General features: G+C 72.2%; 19 protein-coding genes. 10 read left to right on the top strand and 9 right to left on the bottom strand.

Annotated elements, in window-relative coordinates:
- Positions 1-33: 33 nt before the first annotated feature.
- From DEJ08_RS03330 to DEJ08_RS03320, 3 genes are all read left to right on the top strand, one after another.
- Positions 34-1,191 (top strand): inorganic phosphate transporter, encoded by a 1,158-nt coding sequence (locus DEJ08_RS03330; RefSeq protein WP_071406018.1) that lies wholly within the window; start codon positions 34-36, stop codon positions 1,189-1,191.
- A gap of 11 nt (positions 1,192-1,202) precedes the next feature.
- A complete protein-coding gene (locus DEJ08_RS03325) occupies positions 1,203-1,472 on the top strand; it encodes a hypothetical protein (RefSeq protein ID WP_111055335.1) in 270 nt (89 codons plus the stop codon).
- A 156-nt stretch (positions 1,473-1,628) separates the two neighbouring features.
- On the top strand, positions 1,629-2,570 hold the full coding sequence (locus tag DEJ08_RS03320) for an acetamidase/formamidase family protein (protein ID WP_111055334.1): 942 nt from the start codon (positions 1,629-1,631) through the stop codon (positions 2,568-2,570).
- Positions 2,571-2,750: 180 nt separating this feature from the next.
- On the opposite strand, the gene DEJ08_RS03315 is transcribed toward DEJ08_RS03320, so the two are convergent.
- On the bottom strand, positions 2,751-3,503 hold the full coding sequence (locus DEJ08_RS03315; protein ID WP_111055333.1) for an SDR family NAD(P)-dependent oxidoreductase: 753 nt from the start codon (positions 3,501-3,503) through the stop codon (positions 2,751-2,753).
- 95 nt (positions 3,504-3,598) lie between these two features.
- Here DEJ08_RS03315 and DEJ08_RS03310 point away from each other — a divergent pair, with 95 nt between their 5' ends.
- Together DEJ08_RS03310 and DEJ08_RS03305 are read left to right on the top strand one after the other, a co-directional pair.
- Positions 3,599-4,009, top strand: coding sequence for a MarR family winged helix-turn-helix transcriptional regulator (locus DEJ08_RS03310; protein ID WP_111055332.1), 411 nt, complete (start codon positions 3,599-3,601; stop codon positions 4,007-4,009).
- Positions 4,006-5,343, top strand: coding sequence for an MFS transporter (locus DEJ08_RS03305; protein ID WP_372439462.1), 1,338 nt, complete (start codon positions 4,006-4,008; stop codon positions 5,341-5,343). The genes DEJ08_RS03310 and DEJ08_RS03305 overlap by 4 nt, the downstream gene beginning before the upstream one ends.
- A gap of 196 nt (positions 5,344-5,539) precedes the next feature.
- Here DEJ08_RS03305 and DEJ08_RS03300 read toward each other — a convergent pair whose 3' ends face one another.
- A complete protein-coding gene (locus DEJ08_RS03300; protein ID WP_071406023.1) occupies positions 5,540-6,433 on the bottom strand; it encodes an alpha-E domain-containing protein in 894 nt (297 codons plus the stop codon).
- A 131-nt stretch (positions 6,434-6,564) separates the two neighbouring features.
- Here DEJ08_RS03300 and DEJ08_RS03295 point away from each other — a divergent pair, with 131 nt between their 5' ends.
- Complete coding sequence (locus DEJ08_RS03295; RefSeq protein WP_110864346.1) at positions 6,565-7,083, top strand: MarR family winged helix-turn-helix transcriptional regulator; 519 nt, start codon at positions 6,565-6,567, stop codon at positions 7,081-7,083.
- Positions 7,084-7,114: 31 nt separating this feature from the next.
- The gene (locus tag DEJ08_RS03290) at positions 7,115-7,318 is read left to right on the top strand and encodes a hypothetical protein (RefSeq protein WP_027465064.1); all 204 of its coding nucleotides are present in this window, start codon (positions 7,115-7,117) and stop codon (positions 7,316-7,318) included.
- Positions 7,319-7,404: 86 nt separating this feature from the next.
- On the opposite strand, the gene DEJ08_RS03285 is transcribed toward DEJ08_RS03290, so the two are convergent.
- The 6 genes from DEJ08_RS03285 to DEJ08_RS03260 all read right to left on the bottom strand — a co-directional run bounded on the left by DEJ08_RS03285 (position 7,405) and on the right by DEJ08_RS03260 (position 13,607).
- Complete coding sequence (locus DEJ08_RS03285) at positions 7,405-8,241, bottom strand: NAD(P)-dependent oxidoreductase (protein WP_258367251.1); 837 nt, start codon at positions 8,239-8,241, stop codon at positions 7,405-7,407.
- 73 nt (positions 8,242-8,314) lie between these two features.
- On the bottom strand, positions 8,315-8,929 hold the full coding sequence (locus DEJ08_RS03280) for a M23 family metallopeptidase (RefSeq protein ID WP_220035469.1): 615 nt from the start codon (positions 8,927-8,929) through the stop codon (positions 8,315-8,317).
- 325 nt (positions 8,930-9,254) lie between these two features.
- Complete coding sequence (locus DEJ08_RS03275; protein ID WP_111055330.1) at positions 9,255-9,611, bottom strand: hypothetical protein; 357 nt, start codon at positions 9,609-9,611, stop codon at positions 9,255-9,257.
- 135 nt (positions 9,612-9,746) lie between these two features.
- A complete protein-coding gene (locus DEJ08_RS03270) occupies positions 9,747-10,493 on the bottom strand; it encodes a lysophospholipid acyltransferase family protein (RefSeq protein WP_111055329.1) in 747 nt (248 codons plus the stop codon).
- An 87-nt stretch (positions 10,494-10,580) separates the two neighbouring features.
- A complete protein-coding gene (gene recQ / locus DEJ08_RS03265; protein WP_111055328.1) occupies positions 10,581-12,449 on the bottom strand; it encodes a DNA helicase RecQ in 1,869 nt (622 codons plus the stop codon).
- A 9-nt stretch (positions 12,450-12,458) separates the two neighbouring features.
- Positions 12,459-13,607 (bottom strand): CPBP family intramembrane glutamic endopeptidase, encoded by a 1,149-nt coding sequence (locus tag DEJ08_RS03260; protein ID WP_111055327.1) that lies wholly within the window; start codon positions 13,605-13,607, stop codon positions 12,459-12,461.
- Positions 13,608-13,643: 36 nt separating this feature from the next.
- Between DEJ08_RS03260 and DEJ08_RS03255 the strand changes: the two genes are divergently transcribed.
- Entirely contained in the window at positions 13,644-14,567 is a 924-nt protein-coding gene (locus DEJ08_RS03255) for an EamA family transporter (protein WP_111055326.1), read from the top strand.
- Positions 14,568-14,743: 176 nt separating this feature from the next.
- Here the strand turns inward: DEJ08_RS03255 and DEJ08_RS03250 are convergent, their stop codons facing one another.
- On the bottom strand, positions 14,744-15,178 hold the full coding sequence (locus DEJ08_RS03250) for a GNAT family acetyltransferase (protein ID WP_111053772.1): 435 nt from the start codon (positions 15,176-15,178) through the stop codon (positions 14,744-14,746).
- A 94-nt stretch (positions 15,179-15,272) separates the two neighbouring features.
- On the opposite strand from DEJ08_RS03250, the gene DEJ08_RS03245 reads away from it, so the two are divergent.
- Both DEJ08_RS03245 and DEJ08_RS03240 read left to right on the top strand, forming a co-directional pair.
- Positions 15,273-16,082, top strand: a complete 810-nt coding sequence (locus tag DEJ08_RS03245; protein ID WP_241660484.1) for a class E sortase — start codon at positions 15,273-15,275, stop codon at positions 16,080-16,082.
- A complete protein-coding gene (locus tag DEJ08_RS03240) occupies positions 16,079-16,255 on the top strand; it encodes a hypothetical protein (protein WP_156463787.1) in 177 nt (58 codons plus the stop codon). Before DEJ08_RS03245 ends, DEJ08_RS03240 begins: the two co-directional genes overlap by 4 nt.
- The last annotated feature ends 18 nt before the right edge of the window (positions 16,256-16,273 follow it).

Here is a 16,273-nt window from a genome sequence, read left to right as displayed (position 1 = left end):
CAGCGGGTTCCAGGCGGGCCTAGCGTCCTGCGCATGGACGTCATCGTCATCGTCACGCTGGTGATCGTCGTGGCCCTCGTGTTCGACTTCACGAACGGCTTCCACGACACCGCGAACGCCATGGCCACGTCGGTCGCCACGGGAGCGCTCAAGCCCCGGACCGCCGTGCTCATCTCCGCCGTGCTCAACGTGGTCGGCGCGTTCCTGTCCACCGAGGTCGCCAAGACCGTCTCGCAGGGCATCATCCGCGAGGGGCAGGACGGCATCCACATCTCGCCCACGATGATCTTCGCGGGGCTCGTCGGCGCGGTGCTCTGGAACCTGGCGACCTGGTACCTCGGGCTGCCGTCCTCGTCCACCCATGCGCTGTTCGGCGGGCTCATCGGCGCCTCGATCATCGGCGCGGGGCTGAACTCGATCAGCTGGGCGACGGTGGTGTCGAAGGTCGTGCTGCCGGCGCTGCTCTCCCCGGTCATCGCCGGGGTGATCGCCCTGGTCGCGACGTACCTGGCGTACGTGCTCACGAAGAACGCGACGACGCACGGTGCCGCGACCGGGTTCCGACACGGGCAGACGATCTCGGCGTCGCTGGTGTCGCTCGCACACGGCACGAACGACGCGCAGAAGACGATGGGCGTCATCACGCTGACCCTCATCGCCGCGAACTACCAGGCCGCCGGCACCGGCCCGGCGCTCTGGGTGATCCTGGCCTGCGGGCTCGCGATCGGCCTCGGCACGTACATGGGCGGCTGGCGGATCATGCAGACCGTCGGCAAGAAGATCTCCGACGTGCAGTCGCCGCAGGGGTTCGCCGCCGAGACGAGCTCCGCCGCGACGATCCTCATCTCGTCGCACCTGGGCTTCGCGCTCTCGACGACCCACGTGACGAGCGGCGCGGTCGTCGGCTCGGGCCTCGGCAAGAAGCTCGCCGACGTGCACTGGTCGGTCGTCGGCCGCATCGTCATCGCGTGGGTGATCACGCTGCCGGCCGCTGCGGTGGTCGGGGCGCTCGCCACCTGGCTCGCGTCGACCTCGGCCTTCGGGCTGGTGCTCGTCGCGGTCCTCGCCCTGGCCGGCGGGCTCACCTTCTACGTGCTCGCCAAGCGCAAGCCGATCTCGCACGAGGACATCACCACCGAGTCCGGGCCGGCCGAGCAGGCCGAGCCGCAGCCGACCGGCGCGACGAACTGAGGGGAACGACGATGCACATCGACTTCACCGCGATCGGCACGGTCGCCGGCGTCGGCTTCGTGGCCGCCGTGGGCCTGGTGCTCGTGTACACGCTCGGCCTGCGGCTGCTCGGCACGGGGCAGCCGGACGACGCGGGCGGCGAGCGCACGCAGTACTCCGACGAGACCCCGCGCTCCGGGCACACCCCGCCGGCGGCACTGGCGGGAGCCGTGCTGTGCTTCGCGCTGTGCATCATCGCCGTGCTGGCCGGCATCTGGTTGACGATCCCCCAGTTCCACTGAGGACGTTCCTTCCCAGAACACCCGCGATGGCTGGTGGAATCGGGCGTACCTGGTCAGAACTTCCGACCAGGTACGCCCGTTCCGACCAGGTACGCCCGATTCCGCCAGGTACGCCCGGAACCGCCCCGCACCCGCCCCGCCTGGGATGATCGAACGGTGACCACCCACCACCTCGACGCCACGGTCGACTCCGCCGTCGACGTCTTCACCGCCGAACGCCAGCCGGTCCTGACCGTCGAACCGGGCGACACGGTGACCGTCCGTACCCTGAGCGCCGCGGGCTACACGGAACGCCAGCCGGGCCCGGGCGTCGACGCCCCGACCCTGATCGACCCGCGCCGGGGCCACTGCCTGGTCGGGCCGATCGCCGTCGCGGGAGCACGTCCGGGGATGGTCCTGGCGGTGCACTTCGACGACCTCGTGCCCGACGACTGGGGCTACACGGCCTCGGGCGGGGTCGACTCCCCGGTGAACCGCGCACTCGGCCTGACCGATCCGGCGTCGCGCGGCCCGCTGCTCTGGGACATCGACGCGTCCGCCGGAGTCGCCGTGAACCAGCTCGGCCTCGGGGTGCGGACGGCACCGTTCCTCGGCGTCGTCGGCGTCCCACCCGAGCCCACCGGTGAACACTCCACGATCCCGCCCCGCACGGTCGGCGGCGGCAACGTCGACTGCCGCGAGCTGATCGCCGGCTCGACCCTGTACCTGCCCGTGACGGTGCAGGACGCCCTGCTCCACGTCGGCGACGGGCACGGGGCCCAGGGCGACGGCGAGGTCTCCGGCACGGCGGTCGAGTGCGGCATGACCACGACGATGACCCTGACGCTCCTCGATGCGGCCCCGGTCGAGGGTGTGCACGCCGACACCCCCGCCGGACGCATCACCTTCGGCTTCGACGCCGATCTCAACGTCGCGACGGCCACGGCGCTCGACCGGATGGTCGACTGGATCGCCGGGCTGCACGGGATCGGCCGCGCTGAGGCCCTCGCGATGGCGAGCGTGGCGGTGAGCATGCGCATCACGCAGGTCGCGAACCGCACGTGGGGCGTGCACGCCCTGCTCCCGCACGACGCGATCCTGACGGACGCGCGGCTCTGAAGGCCGGGAGGCCCGCCCAGCGCGAGCCGACCGGCGCACGCTGGGCGGGCCTCCCGTCCGACGTTCCTTCCCATCGCACCCGCGCTGGAAAGCGGAAACGGGCGTACCTGGTCGGGAGAACCAACCAGGTACGCCCGTTTCGACCAGGTACGCCCGGAACGACCAGGTACGCCCGACCCGTCAGTGGGCGGAGTAGCCGCCGTCCACCAGGTGGTAGCTGCCCGTGATGAACGAGGCCTTGTCGCTCAGCAGGAACAGCACGAGCGCGGCGACCTCGGCGTCGGTGCCGAGCCGCTTCGAGGCGTGCTCGTCCTCGAGTGCCGCGATGGCCTCGGGCGAGAGCGACTTGCGGAGCAGCGGGGTGTCGATGAACCCGGGGCCCACGGCGTTCGTGCGGACGCCCTGCGACGAGTACTCGAGCGCGGCGACCTTGGTCAGCCCGGCGAGCGCGTGCTTCGAGGCGACGTAGGCCGCGTTCTGGGCCATGCCGACCGTGCCGAGCACCGACGCCATGTTCACGATCGCGCCACCGCCGGCGGCCACCATCGCGGGGATCTCGTAGCGCAGCCCGTAGAAGACGCCGTCCAGGTCGACCGCACGGACGCGGTCCCAGGCGGCGATGTCGTACTCGCCGATCGGCTGCGGCGCCGCAGCGATGCCGGCGTTGTTCACGGCGAGGTGCAGCCCGCCGAACGTGTCGACCGCGAACTGCACCATGCGCTCGTTGTCCGCGGCGACCGCGGAGTTCGCCTCGAACGCGCGAGCGGTGCCACCGGCCTCCACGATCGACGCGGCGACGCGCTCGGCGCCCGCCAGGTTGATGTCGGCGACGACCACCGTGGCGCCCGCCGCGGCGAGCTCCTTCGCGACGGACTCGCCGATGCCGCTGCCACCACCGGTGACGACGGCGACCTTGCCCTCGAACTCGGACATGTTCTCCTTCTCTCTCGGCAACACGTGTTGTCTACAAACACGGTACACCCGAAATGAAGTTCGTTCGCTGAACTAATGAGATAGGCTAACGACCGATGACCGACGCCACCGACCTCCGCATCGCGGTGAACCGGCTGTCCCGCACCCTCCGTGCCCAGAAGGCCGACTCGAGCGTCACGGACGCGCAGTTCTCCGCCCTCGCCCGCCTGCACCGCGACGGCGCCATGACCCTGGCCGACCTGAGCCGACAGGACGGCGTCACCCCGCCCTCGATGACGAAGACGGTCGCAGTGCTGGTCGAGCGGGGCCTGGTGTCCAAGTGCGGGCACGGCGACGACCGCCGCAAGGTGCTGCTCGGCGCGACGCCCGCCGGAGCCGCCTTCGTCGAGGAGACCCGACGCCGCCGCGACGGCTGGCTCTCCCCGCGGCTCGCAGCACTCACCGCCGACGAGCGGGGCACCCTCGCCGACGCCACCGAGATCATGAGGAGGCTGGCCCAGCAGTGACCGCCATGTTCCGCTCCCTCGCCGGACGCAACTACCGCATCTGGTTCGCCGGAGCCCTGGTGTCGAACGTCGGCACCTGGATGCAGCGCACCGCCCAGGACTGGATCGTGCTGACCCAGCTCTCGGACAACAACGCCGTCGCGGTGGGCATCACGATGGCCCTGCAGTTCGGCCCCCAGCTGCTGCTCCTGCCGCTCACCGGGCTCGCCGCCGACCGGTTCGACCGCCGGAAGATGCTCATGCTCACCCAGGGCCTGATGGGGCTGCTCGGGCTGGGACTCGGCGTCATGGTCCTCACGCACACCGCCACCCTGCTCGCGCTGTACGGCTTCGCCCTGGCACTCGGCATCGTCGCCGCGTTCGACGCCCCGATCCGGCAGGCCTTCGTCTCCGACGTCGTGCAGGGCGAGGACGTCTCGAACGCCGTCGCCCTGAACTCCGCGTCGTTCAACGCCGCACGCCTGATCGGCCCCGCGGTCGCCGGTGTGCTCATCGCGGCGATCGGCTCCGGATGGGTGTTCGTCATCAACGCCGGGTCGTTCCTGGCCGTCCTGCTCGCACTCCGGTTCGTCGACCCCGCCCAGCTCGCCGAACGGGTCCGGGCGGGCCGCGGCAAGGGGCAGATCGTCGCCGGCTTCCGGTACGTCCGCACCCGGCCGGACATCGTCGTCGTGCTCTGCATGATCTTCGTCGTCGGCACGTTCGGCGTGAACTTCCCGATCTTCACCTCGACGATGGCGCGGGTCGAGTTCCACCAGGGCGCCGGCGAGTTCGGACTGCTCAACTCGGTGATGGCGGTCGGCTCGGTGCTCGGTGCGCTGCTGTCCGCCCGACGGGACAAGCCGCGGATGCGCACCCTCGTCCTCGCGGCGGGCGGGTTCGGGCTCGCGTGCACCGCCGCTGCCCTCGCCCCGACGTACTGGACCTTCGCGATCGTGCTGGTGTTCGTCGGGCTCGCGTCCCTGACCTTCATGACCACGGCGAACGCCCTGGTGCAGACCACGACGAAGCCCGCGATGCGCGGCCGCGTGATGGCGCTCTACATGGCGATCTTCGCGGGCGGCACCCCCATCGGCGCCCCGCTCGTCGGTGCCGTCGCCGACGCCTTCGGCCCACGCTGGGCGATCGTCGTCGGCGCGGCCTCGGGCTTCGTCGCACTCGGGATCGCGCTCGTCTGGCTCGTCCGGTACCAGCGGGTCCGGCTGCGCTACGACGCCGACTCGCGGCTGCACCTGGCGATCACGCACGCCGTGCCGGTGGTCGGCTCGCGCGCGGCGCTCCGCCGCGAGCTGGAACGCGACGAGACGCTCGCCGACCGCTCCAGCGCCGTCTGACGGACCGGCGGGCCGCCCTGCCCGTCGGCTGACGGCCCGTGACGCACGGACCGTCGGACGGGAGGCCCGCACCGGCGCCGCCACGGGCCTCCCGTCCGGCGCCACCCGGGCACACCGCCGCGGTCGCGACGCGCGGACCGACCCGGTTCCGCCGCACGTGCGCCGAGCCGGCACCGGACACGCGCGCCGGGCGGGCTCAGAGCACGGGTGCGGACGACGCGAAGACGCGCTCGTCGAGGGCCGCGGCGACGCGGTCGGCAGCCACCGCCAGCCGTTGCCCGACGTCACCCGCCACCGCGAGCGCCGACTCTTCCGGGATGCCGTCGAGCAGGGCGCGGACCTCGTCGAACCCGGCGACCTCGTCCGCGACGCAGGACGGGGCGACGTCGGCCAGGCACTCGGCCGCGCGGTGCACCGTGAAGCGCAACGACCGCGGGCTGTGCGCGTCGAGGAGCAGGAAGGCGGCGGCGTCGGACGGCACCGGGGCGTGGTCACGGCCGCGCAGGAAGGCCTCGCCCGCGCCGCACGCCCGGAGCGCCGCCGTCCACGAGGTGACCGCATCCGGCTCGAGCAGCCGCGACGCCAACAGCCGTGCGGTGGAGGCGCAGCGGGTGAGCGAGCGTCCGAGGGTGAAGAACTCCCACACCTCGTCACGGCTGGCATCCCCCTCGACCACCCCGATGGCGAGGGCACTGCGCTCCCGCACCCAGCCGAGGAACTCGTGCGCCCGGTCGGGGGCGATCTTCCGGGGCATCCGCGACCGCGTGACGTCGAGGCAGTCCCAGAGCTCGCTCGAGACGACCTCGCGGGCGCGGCGTGCGTGGTCGCGGGCGACGGCGACCGCGGCGGCGATGGACGCGGGTTCGTGCCGGTCGAGTGCGAGGGCGTCGACGGTGGCGGCACGGTCCGGGTCGTTCGCGGGGCCGGTGGTCCCGATGACGCTGCGGAGCTCGGTGGACACGAGCCGGTCGTCGTCGAGGGTGCCCGGTTCGCGACGCGCGACGTAGACGTCGAGCAAGCGTGCGACGACGTCGGTGCGCTCCACCGCGCTCCCCACGTGGAAGACGTTCCCCGCGAGGCGGCTCAGCACGGCTGCTCCTGCATGTCCAGAACCTAACGAGCCGGCGTTGCCGGGGTGTTACAGAACCGCGTCACGGGTGTTGCAGGTGTCCCGTCTCCGCGCTCGCTAGACAATCTAACTAGAGCGTCTAGCATTGGGGCATGACGTCCGAGGTGATGACCAGCACCGCGGGGTACTGGTACGAGGACTCCGCGGTCTCCGCCGTGGACGTCCTCAACGCCCTGCGGCGGTACCGGACGGCCGAGAGCGCTGCGCAGCGCCGAGCGCGCGAGGCACTGGGGATCGGCGAGAACGCCCTGCTGGCGCTCCGGTTCCTGATCGACGCCGAGCACGACGGCCGCACCGTCAACGCGAAGGACCTCGCCGAGCGGCTCGAGATCACCGCGGCGTCGACGTCGGCGCTCGTCGACCGGCTCGTCCGCAGCGGCCACGTCGAACGGCACGCCGATCCGAACGATCGCCGTGGTGTCATCCTCACCGCCACCGGCACCTCGATGCGGCACGCGCTCCGGGTCATCGAGGAGCTCGACGCCCGCGCGCTCGAGGTCACCGAGCACCTGCCGAGCAACGAGATGGCCGTCGTCGTGGACTTCCTGGACGAGATGGTCCGCGTCGTGGACGAGCTCGACGCCGGGTCGGACCACCTCCGTCGCGCGTAGCCTGGACTCCGTCGCGCGTAACCTGGACCGCATGGACCCTCGCGGCGAACACCACCCCGAGGACGACATGCCGTTCGCCGAGCTCGACTCGCGGGCCCGTGCCGACGCCGCGCTCCGACGGATCCAGGCCGGGTCAGATCCGGCTCGTGAGGCGTTCGACCTCGCCAACACCATGAACGACGAGGCCGTGGGGCGGCTCACGAAGCGCCTGCGGCGGCTGTTCCGTCGGGGCTGATCGGTCGGCGGATCCCTGCGTGTGCGCGTGCGGGTGCGCGTGTCCGTGCGGGTGCGCGTGTCCGTGCGGGTGCGTGTGCCCGTGTGTCAGAACGCGGTGCCGACCGCGGCGATGTCGTCGCCCCCGTGGCCCGCTGCGCTGGCATCGGCGTAGACGCGTCCGAGGGCCTCGAGCAGCGTGGTGGACACCCCGGTGGTCCGGGCGGCATCGGTGATGAGCTCGATGTCCTTCCGCAGGCCGTCGAGTGCGAACTGGGCGGGGAACTCGCGGGCGATCATCGCGGCGCCCTTGGTGTGGGCGTAGGCGGAGTCGCTCGCGCTGCCCTCGATGGCCTGCAGGAACAGCGCGGGGTCGAGCCCGAGCGCCGCCGCGAGGGCCAGGGACTGCCCGGTCGCCGCGGTGATCGAAGCGATCCAGGCGTTGGCGGCGAGCTTGAGGGCGGTGCCGTCGCCGACGTGGTCACCGGCGCGGACGGTCTTCGCGCCGATCGCGTCGAGCACGGGGTCGACGCGGTCGAGCAGGTCCGCCGGGCCGGCCGCGAGCATCGTGAGCTTGCCCTGCTCGGCGGGGGCCTTCGTGCCGAGCATCATCGCCTCGACGAGGGTGATGCCGTACTTCTCGGCCAGCTGCACGATCGTCGCGGTGCCGTCGACCCCGATCGTCGAGGCCTGCACCCACACGGCGTCGGCCGGGGCGTCGCCGGCAGCCTGCTCGAGGACGTCGACGACCGCATCGGTGTCGAACAGGGTGAGCAGGACGACCTCGGCGTGCTCGACGGCAGTGCCCGGGTCGCTCGCCACCGTCGCGCCGCGGTCACCCAGGGGCGAGGCCTTGTCGGCACTGCGGTTCCAGACCGTCACCTCGTGGCCGTCGCGGAGCAGTGATCCCGCCACGCCGGCGCCCATCGCACCCGTCCCCAACACCGTCACTCGCACGTGCGTCTCCGTCCTGGCGCGACACCGTGCCGCGACCGCTCCGACGCTACGCCCGACGCCGTCAGAGGAGCCCGCGAGCCTGCAGCCAGGCGGCCGGGTCGATCGGGGTGCCGGCCGCGATGACCTCGAAGTGCAGGTGGGCGCCGGTCGAGACGCCCGTGTTGCCGACGGCCCCGAGCCGCTCCCCCGCGCCGAGGACCTGGCCGGGGCGGACGTCGATCGCCGACAGGTGCCCGTACCGCGTCGCGGTGCCGTCGGCGTGCTGCAGGAGGACCTGGTTGCCGTAGCCACCGAGCACACCCGCCGAGACGACCCGGCCGGGCAGCGCGGCGACGACCGGGGTCCCGATGGCCGCGGCGAAGTCGACCCCCTGGTGGTTCGACGAGCAGGCCGCGCAGCCGACGACCCAGCGGGAGCCGAAGCCACCGGCGTCCGGGATCGCACCGACCGTGGGGCGGGCGGCGCCACCGGTCGAGCCCGAGCCACCGGGGACCCGGAGCGCTGCGGCAGCACGGCCGACCGAGAAGTCGTCGCGGCCGGCGGTCGGACCGGTCGAACCGTCGGCGACGAAGTGCTGCGTGCCGATGGCTGCCGACGTGGGTTCCGGAGCGGCCGGAGCTGCGACGGCGGTCTGCGGGGAGCCGACCGCGACGAACAGGCACGTGACGGCGGTCACCGCCGCGGCGGGAAGGGTCCGCCGCGCGGGGATCCGGAAGGACGCGGGGCGGCGGCCCGCGGGAGCGGCGGGATGCTCGGGTGCGGCGGGATGCTCGGGAGCGGCAGGCTGCGTGGGCCGGATGCGTCGTGCGGGCTGGGTGGAAACCGGGGTGGCGGGAGGGGGCACCGCCACCCCGGCGGCTCGGAGCGGCCCCGGCTGTGCAGCGTGCCGTGCACGGCGCGGCCGGGGCGCGGTCGGTCGGTCGGCGGCGCGACGCTCGGCACCGCGTGGGCGCCGGGGCAGGCCGTCGTCGGGGGTCGTCATCGTGCGGCGCCCGGCCCGGTCAGACGCGGACGACGCCGTCACGGGCGATCCGGTCCAGCTCGCACACGACGGCGTCGACGACCGCGCGGGTGATGGCGTCGGCGACGGTCTCGACCAGGACGAGGTGCTCGGGGCGGATCGTGACCTCGGTCACCAGGGCCGATGCCACCCGCACCGGGATCTCGTCGATCGCGGCGACGAGCGCGGCCGGCACCAGCGTGGAGTCACCCGGGCGGACGGGCGCGGACATCGGCGAGGTCGGTACCGGGGTCACGACGGCGATCGCCGGCGACGGGGCGGAGCGCACGGTGGAGTGCGGAGCGTCGGCCTGATCGCGACGCTGGGCGATGGAGTCGAAGAGCGGGGTGGAGGACATGCTGCGGACGGTCCGATCTGGATGTCGTGGCTGGTCGTTCTCGGGCGACCGGCGATGGCGGCGTGCCGAGCGGCACGTCCGCCATTCAACCATCGATATTTCAGATGTGCAATAGTGACCGGACAGTCGCAGCGATCAGTCCGGGTCGACGGCAGCCGCGGTCGGGTCGTCCGGCTGCAGTGCACGACGGACCCGTTCCACGATCGTCGCGGGCGGGTTGTTGTAGGTGTTCGCCGGCTCCTGGCCGCTGAGCTCCTGGATCGCCGCCATCACGGCATCGGTCGCGTGACGCCGAGCACGACCGGACGACGCCTCGCCGAAGGACGACAGGTCGATCGGCTGCCCGAACTCGATCGTCACGCGGGCGAGCTTCGGCAGCCGGGACCCGACGGGCTGGACGTCCTCGGTGCCGGTGAGCGCGACGGGCACCACGGGGGCGCCGCTCGTCAGCGCCAGCCACGCCACACCCGTGCGGCCCTTGTAGATCCGGCCGTCGAGCGAGCGTGTGCCCTCCGGGTAGATCGCGAACGCCTCGCCCTCCTGCAGTCGTGCCAGCCCGAGGTCGAGGGCCTGCTGCGCCGCCGCACCCGCGCCACGTTCGACCCCGATGGCGCCGATGCCCCCGAAGAACGCCCGCGAGACGGCTCCCTTGAGGCCCGAACCCGTGAAGTACTCCTGCTTCGCCAGGAACGACACCTTGCGCGGTGCCATGAGCGTGATCGCGGGCGAGTCGATGAACGAGCGGTGGTTGCTCGCGAGGATCACCGCACCACGCTTCGGGACGTTCCGACGACCGATGATCTTCGGGCGCCACAGCAACCGGGCGAGCGGGGTCACCACCACGCGACTGAGCACGGTGGCGAACTTCGTCGAACCGGACACCGGACCTCCTCGTGGTGACGAGCTACCGAGTGTAATGAGGCGCGCGGAGGGCACATGCCCGGAACGGCATGCAGTGCTGGTCGGGGATCAGTCGGCCGCGGCGACGACGTCGAGGACCGCGCGCCCGTACCGCTCGAGCTTCGCCGCGCCGACGCCGGAGATCTCGCCGAGCTGGTCGACGTCGGCAGGTCGGACGGCGGAGATCCCCCGGAGCGTCGCGTCGTTGAAGACCACGTACGCGGGGACGCCCTGCTCGCGGGCTTCGGCAGCACGCCAGGCACGCAGGGCCTCGAACAGGCCGACGGCTTCCTGCGGCATGTCGGTGACGACCGTCCGTCGGCTGCTGCGTCCGGCTCGCGGAGCCTTGACCGGGTCGCGACGCATCCGCACCTGCACCTTGCCCGTCAGGACCTCGGCGCTCGTCGGACTGAGGACGACCGTGCCGAAGCCGTCGCCCGACACCGCCGCGTAGCCCTGGGCCAGCACCTGTCGTGCGACCGCGCGCCACTCGCCCTCGGACAGGTCGGCGCCGATGCCGAAGGTCGCCAGGGTGTCGTGTTGGAGTTCCTGCACGCGGGGCGATCGCTTGCCGATCAGGATGTCGACGAGGTGCGAGACGCCGTACCGCTGGCGGCGCTCGCGCTCGAGCCGCACGACGGTGGACAGCAGCTTCTGCGCGGGGACCGTGCCGTCCCACGACTCCGGCGGCGCGATGCACGTGTCGCAGTTGCCGCACGCCGTGCTCTCCTGCCCGAAGTACGCGAGCAGCCGCACCCGGCGGCACTCGATCGTCTCGCACAGGCTGAGCATGGCGTCGAGGTGGGCGCTGAGCTGCCGACGGTGTGCGGCGTCACCCTCGGACTGGTCGATCATCCGCCGCTGCTGCACGACGTCGTTCAGGCCGTACGCGAGCCAGGCGGTGGCCGGCAGCCCGTCACGACCCGCACGCCCGGTCTCCTGGTAGTAGCCCTCGACCGACTTCGGCAGGTCGAGGTGCGCCACGAACCGGACGTCGGGCTTGTCGATGCCCATGCCGAACGCGATCGTCGCCACCATGACGACGCCGTCCTCGCGCAGGAACGTCGACTGGTTGCGGGCACGCACCCGGGCGTCGAGGCCGGCGTGGTACGGCAGGGCGTTGATCCCCTGCTCGGACAGGGCGGACGCGGTGCGCTCGACGGAGTTGCGGGACAGGCAGTACACGATGCCCGCGTCGCCGCTGTGCTCCGTGCGGATGAAGGTGAGCAGCTGCTGCAGCGCACCGGTCTTCGGTTCGATGCGGTACTGGATGTTCGGCCGGTCGAAGTCGGCGACGAAGTGCGCGGCGTCGTCGAGGCCGAGCCGTGCGGAGATCTCGCGGTGGGTCTGCGGCGTTGCGGTGGCGGTGAGGGCGATACGCGGGACCGTCGGCCACCGCTCGTGCAGGACGCTCAGCTCGAGGTAGTCCGGGCGGAAGTCGTGGCCCCACTGGGCGACGCAGTGTGCCTCGTCGATGGCGAACAGCGAGACGCGCGCCCGGTCGAGGAGCGCACGGGTGGACTCGAGCCGCAGCCGCTCGGGCGCGAGGTAGAGCATGTCGACCTCGCCCTGCACCACGGCACGCTCGACCCGGGACCGTTCGTCGGGGCCCTGCGTGGAGTTGAGGAACGCGGCGCGCACGCCGTTCGCGGCCAGGGCGTCGACCTGGTCCTGCATGAGGGCGATGAGCGGCGACACCACGACCCCGACGCCGTCGCGGACGAGCGATGGCACCTGGTAGCAGAGGGACTTGCCGCCACCGGTCGGCATGAGCACCAGGGCGTCGCCACCGGCCACCACCTGGTCGATGATGGCCGCCTGCTCGCCGCGGAAGTCGTCGTAGCCCCACACACGGTGCAGCACGTCGAGCGCAGCGGCACGGGGTCTGGACACGGCGGCGGGAGCAGGCACGGCAGCGGACGCGGGCGTGGTGCTCATGCCACGAGCCTACGGGCGACCGGCGACACCCACCGCACTGTCCACAGCGCCGTCCGTGTCGGAGCCGGCACGGTGGTCGGACCCGGCCACGTCGTCGGCGCGGGCCGGCGTGGTCGCCCAGCCCGTGCCTCCAGGCCGGGTCCAGCGGACGCCGCCCGCCCAGGCCGGGGTCACACCGCGGAACCGGGGCGCCTCGTGGCCGGCGAACCGGCGGTCCAGCCCCCGCCACCACGCCAGGAACTCGACCATGCCCCAGAACGCGAGCGACGTGACGAGGGTGACGAGCGTCCCCTGCCACGTGCCGTTCGCGTCCGACGAGGTCAGGTCGATCCCGGACCAGCCGGGCGCCTGCAGCACGAAGATCATGATGTTGTTGAACGCGTGCTGCAGGACCGTGGCCTCGAGCCCGCCGGTCCGGAGGACGATGATCGCCGCGATCAGACCGAACGAGCCGACGTCGAGGATGCCCCAGACGTTGTAGCCGTTCGGGATGTGCAGCACCGCGAAGACGACCGTCGAGACCGCCACGGCGATGATCGTGCCGACGCGACGCGGGATCCACGACGCGACGGTCTGCATCAGGAAGCCGCGGAAGATGTACTCCTCGGCAGCGCCCTGGAACGGGACGAGCAGCACGACGAGGACGATCGTCAGCGTGAGGGTGCCGAGGGAGACCGTCGACTGGCCGATCGCGTCGTGGTTCCAGGCGAAGCCGCCGTCGGTCGTGATCATCCCGCCGTCCCAGAACAGGCCGGTCTGGACGACGAACATGACCGCGGCGATGACGAGCGTCGGCAGCAGGCACCAGGCAGTCCAGGCCCACCGGACCCGGAACCGCGTCGACGACAGGATGCCGGCCGGTCCGATCCGCGCGATCTTCACGGCGAGCAGGATGCCCGGCAGCAGGACCACGAGCGAGACGAGCGACATCGAGAGCACGACCGGGTCGGTGGGGTCGAGCGCACCGCTCGCCAGGTCGTTCTGCAACTGGATCAGACCGTCGGCGCCCTGTGCGCGGAGGATCGGCACGAAGTACGCGACCGCGATGACGATCTGCGACACGAGGTACCACCCCGCCAGGAACGCGAGGGCGACGAGCGGCCGCCACCACCTCCACCGTCCGTCGATCCGGGGCAGGCGCTGGTAGGGAACACTCACGCACCGCAGGGTACCGGGCCGGGCAGGATGGGAGCCGTGCTCACCGTCCTGTTCGGCCTGTCCGGTGCAATCGTCTACGGGTTCGCCGACTTCCTGGGCGGACTCGCCTCGCGCCGGGTCCGCCCGATCGTCGTCACGGCGGTGGTCGCCGCGATCGGGATCGTGCCGTTGCTCGTCGGACTGGTGGTCCTGGGTGGCGTGTTCTCGTGGCCGGCCGCGGTCTGGGGTGCGGTCGCCGGACTCTCCGGCGGCGTCGGGGTGCTGCTGCTCTACGCCGCACTCGCGATCGGACCGATGAGCCTGCTCTCCCCCGTCACCGCCGTCTTCGCGGCCGTCGTGCCGGTGCTCGTCGCGGTGTTCCGCGGCACGGTGCTGTCACCCGTGGCGACCGGCGCGCTCGTGGTCGCGGTCGTCGCGGTGGTCCTGGTCGCGGTGGTCCGGGACGCCTCGGGTGCGCGGCTCACCGCCCGGGGCGTGGTCGCCGCCGCCGTCGCCGGGTGCGGCTTCGGCGGGATCGTGCTGGCCTACGACATGACGCCGTCAGACTCGGGCATCGCACCCCTCGTGGTCGCGCGGGTGCTGCAGGCGGTGCTGCTGGGTGCGGCGGCGATCGTCGTCGTGCTCCGGACGGGAGGCCCGGTGTCCGCCCCGACGTCGGCCCGCCCCGACGGGGCTGCCGCCGTCCGCGAGCCTCGGCCGGGTGGCGCATGGGGTCCGCGGCTGCTGGTCACCGTCGCCGTGTGCGGCGTCTTCGACGCGATGGCGAACGTGTTCATCCAGGCGGGGCTGCACAGCAGCGACGACCCGGCGACCCTGCCCGTCGTGAGTGTGCTCAACGCGCTCTACCCGATCGGCACGGTGGTGCTGGCCGGGGTGGTGCTGCGGGAGCGGTTGACCGCGCAGCAGTGGATCGGCATCGTGCTGGCGTTCGTGGCGTCGGTGGCGCTGGCGTTGGCGTAGCGCGTGGGTCGCGGCGGGGTCGGGCGGGGCCGGGCGGGGCCGGGCGGGGCCGGGCACGGTGCCGAGTCGTTCGAACCGTGCGAGGTTGACCGCCCGGTGCGGACTTGCAGCACCGCACCGAGCCGCCAACGCCGCACCGGATGAGCGAACCCGCACGGTGCGACGGGTGAGCGCGGTCAGGCGTCGGGGATGAGGCGCTTGCCGAGCGAGACCGTGCGGTCGTCGGTGTAGCCGAGGGACGCGTAGAACCCGAGCACCTGCTCGTTGCCCGCCCGCACCTGCAGGTTGAGCTTCGGGCAGCCGAGGTCGGTCAGGAGCCGCTCGAACTCGGCCATCAGGGTGCGACCGAGGCCGGAGCCCTGCAGGTCGGGGCGCACGGCGAGGTAGTTCACCCAGCCGCGGTGCCCGTCGAAGCCGGCCATGCCCGCGGCGACGACGTCGGCGTCGGCGGCCTGCGGCTCGGCGACCAGGAAGAGCTCGGGCTGGACGGTCAGCTTGCGGGCGATGTCACGTCGGGGGTCGTTCCAGGGTCGGACGAGGCCGCACGTTTCCCACAGGGCGACGACCGCGTCGGTGTCCTCGGTGCGGAAGGGGCGGATCCGGTACTCCATGCCCCCACGTTAACGGGGGTGGGGAGAACGTCGTCACCGGCCTGTCGCCGTGATCTGATAGACCTGTCCGACCACCCAGCCGATCAGGAGCCCCGTGACCGCACACGACACCCTCCCGTCGCGCCGCAGCGCACGGGACGACGAAGCCGGTTCGCGGTCCCGGCGTTCCCCGCGCAGACGGCAGACGGTCGGCGGTGCGATCGTGTCGCTCGTCGCCGAGTTGCTCATCATCGCGGGCGCCGGCACCGGCCTGTACGTCGTGTGGACGGCGTGGTGGACCGACGTGGTCGCCGTGAACGAGCAGACGAAGCTCGTGCAGGGCCTCGACCAGGTCAAGACCCCGAAGGTCGAGGGCACCGAGCACCGCGGCACCGCACCCGTGCTGGACGAACCGCCGGGGTTGTCGGACGTGTTCGGCACGATGCAGATCCCCCGGTTCGGCAAGGACTACAACCGGCCGATCGGCGAGGGCACGGATCGTGAGAAGGTCCTCAACACGATCGGGCTCGGCCACTACCAGGACACCGCGATGCCCGGCGCCCCCGGCAACTTCGCCGTCGCCGGACACCGGGTCACCTACGGCAAGCCCCTCAACCAGATCGCGGAGCTCAAGAAGGGCGACTCGGTCGTGGTCCGGGTCACCGACGCGAAGACGAAGTTCGACGTCTGGTACGTCTACAAGGTCACCGACAGCCAGATCGTGACGCCCGACAAGATCGAGACGATCGCGCCGGTGCCGAACAAGCCCGGTGTGGAACCGACCCCCCAGGACCGATGGCTCACGCTGACTGCCTGCCACCCGATGTGGTCGGCGGCGGAGCGGTTCGTGACGCACGCGAAGCTCGACTACTGGATGCCCGCGTCCGAGGGCACCCCGAAGGAACTCTCGGAGACCGCCAAGTGATCTTCCCCCTGGTCTGGCGGCTGCTGCCCGGCCCCACCGCCCTGAAGGTGCTCGAGCTGCTCGTGCTCCTCGTCGCCATCGTGTTCGTGCTGTTCCAGTGGGTGTTCCCGTGGATCGCGGCGGACATCCTGCCGCCGCCGGACGGCACGGTGGAGTCGACGCCGACCCCGTAGCGTCGGGTCAGGTCAGGT

It is taken from the genome of Curtobacterium sp. MCLR17_054 (assembly GCF_003234335.2).
GTDB classification, from domain to species: Bacteria; Actinomycetota; Actinomycetes; order Actinomycetales; family Microbacteriaceae; genus Curtobacterium; species Curtobacterium flaccumfaciens.
This window is presented reverse-complemented; position numbering and strand designations above follow the sequence as displayed.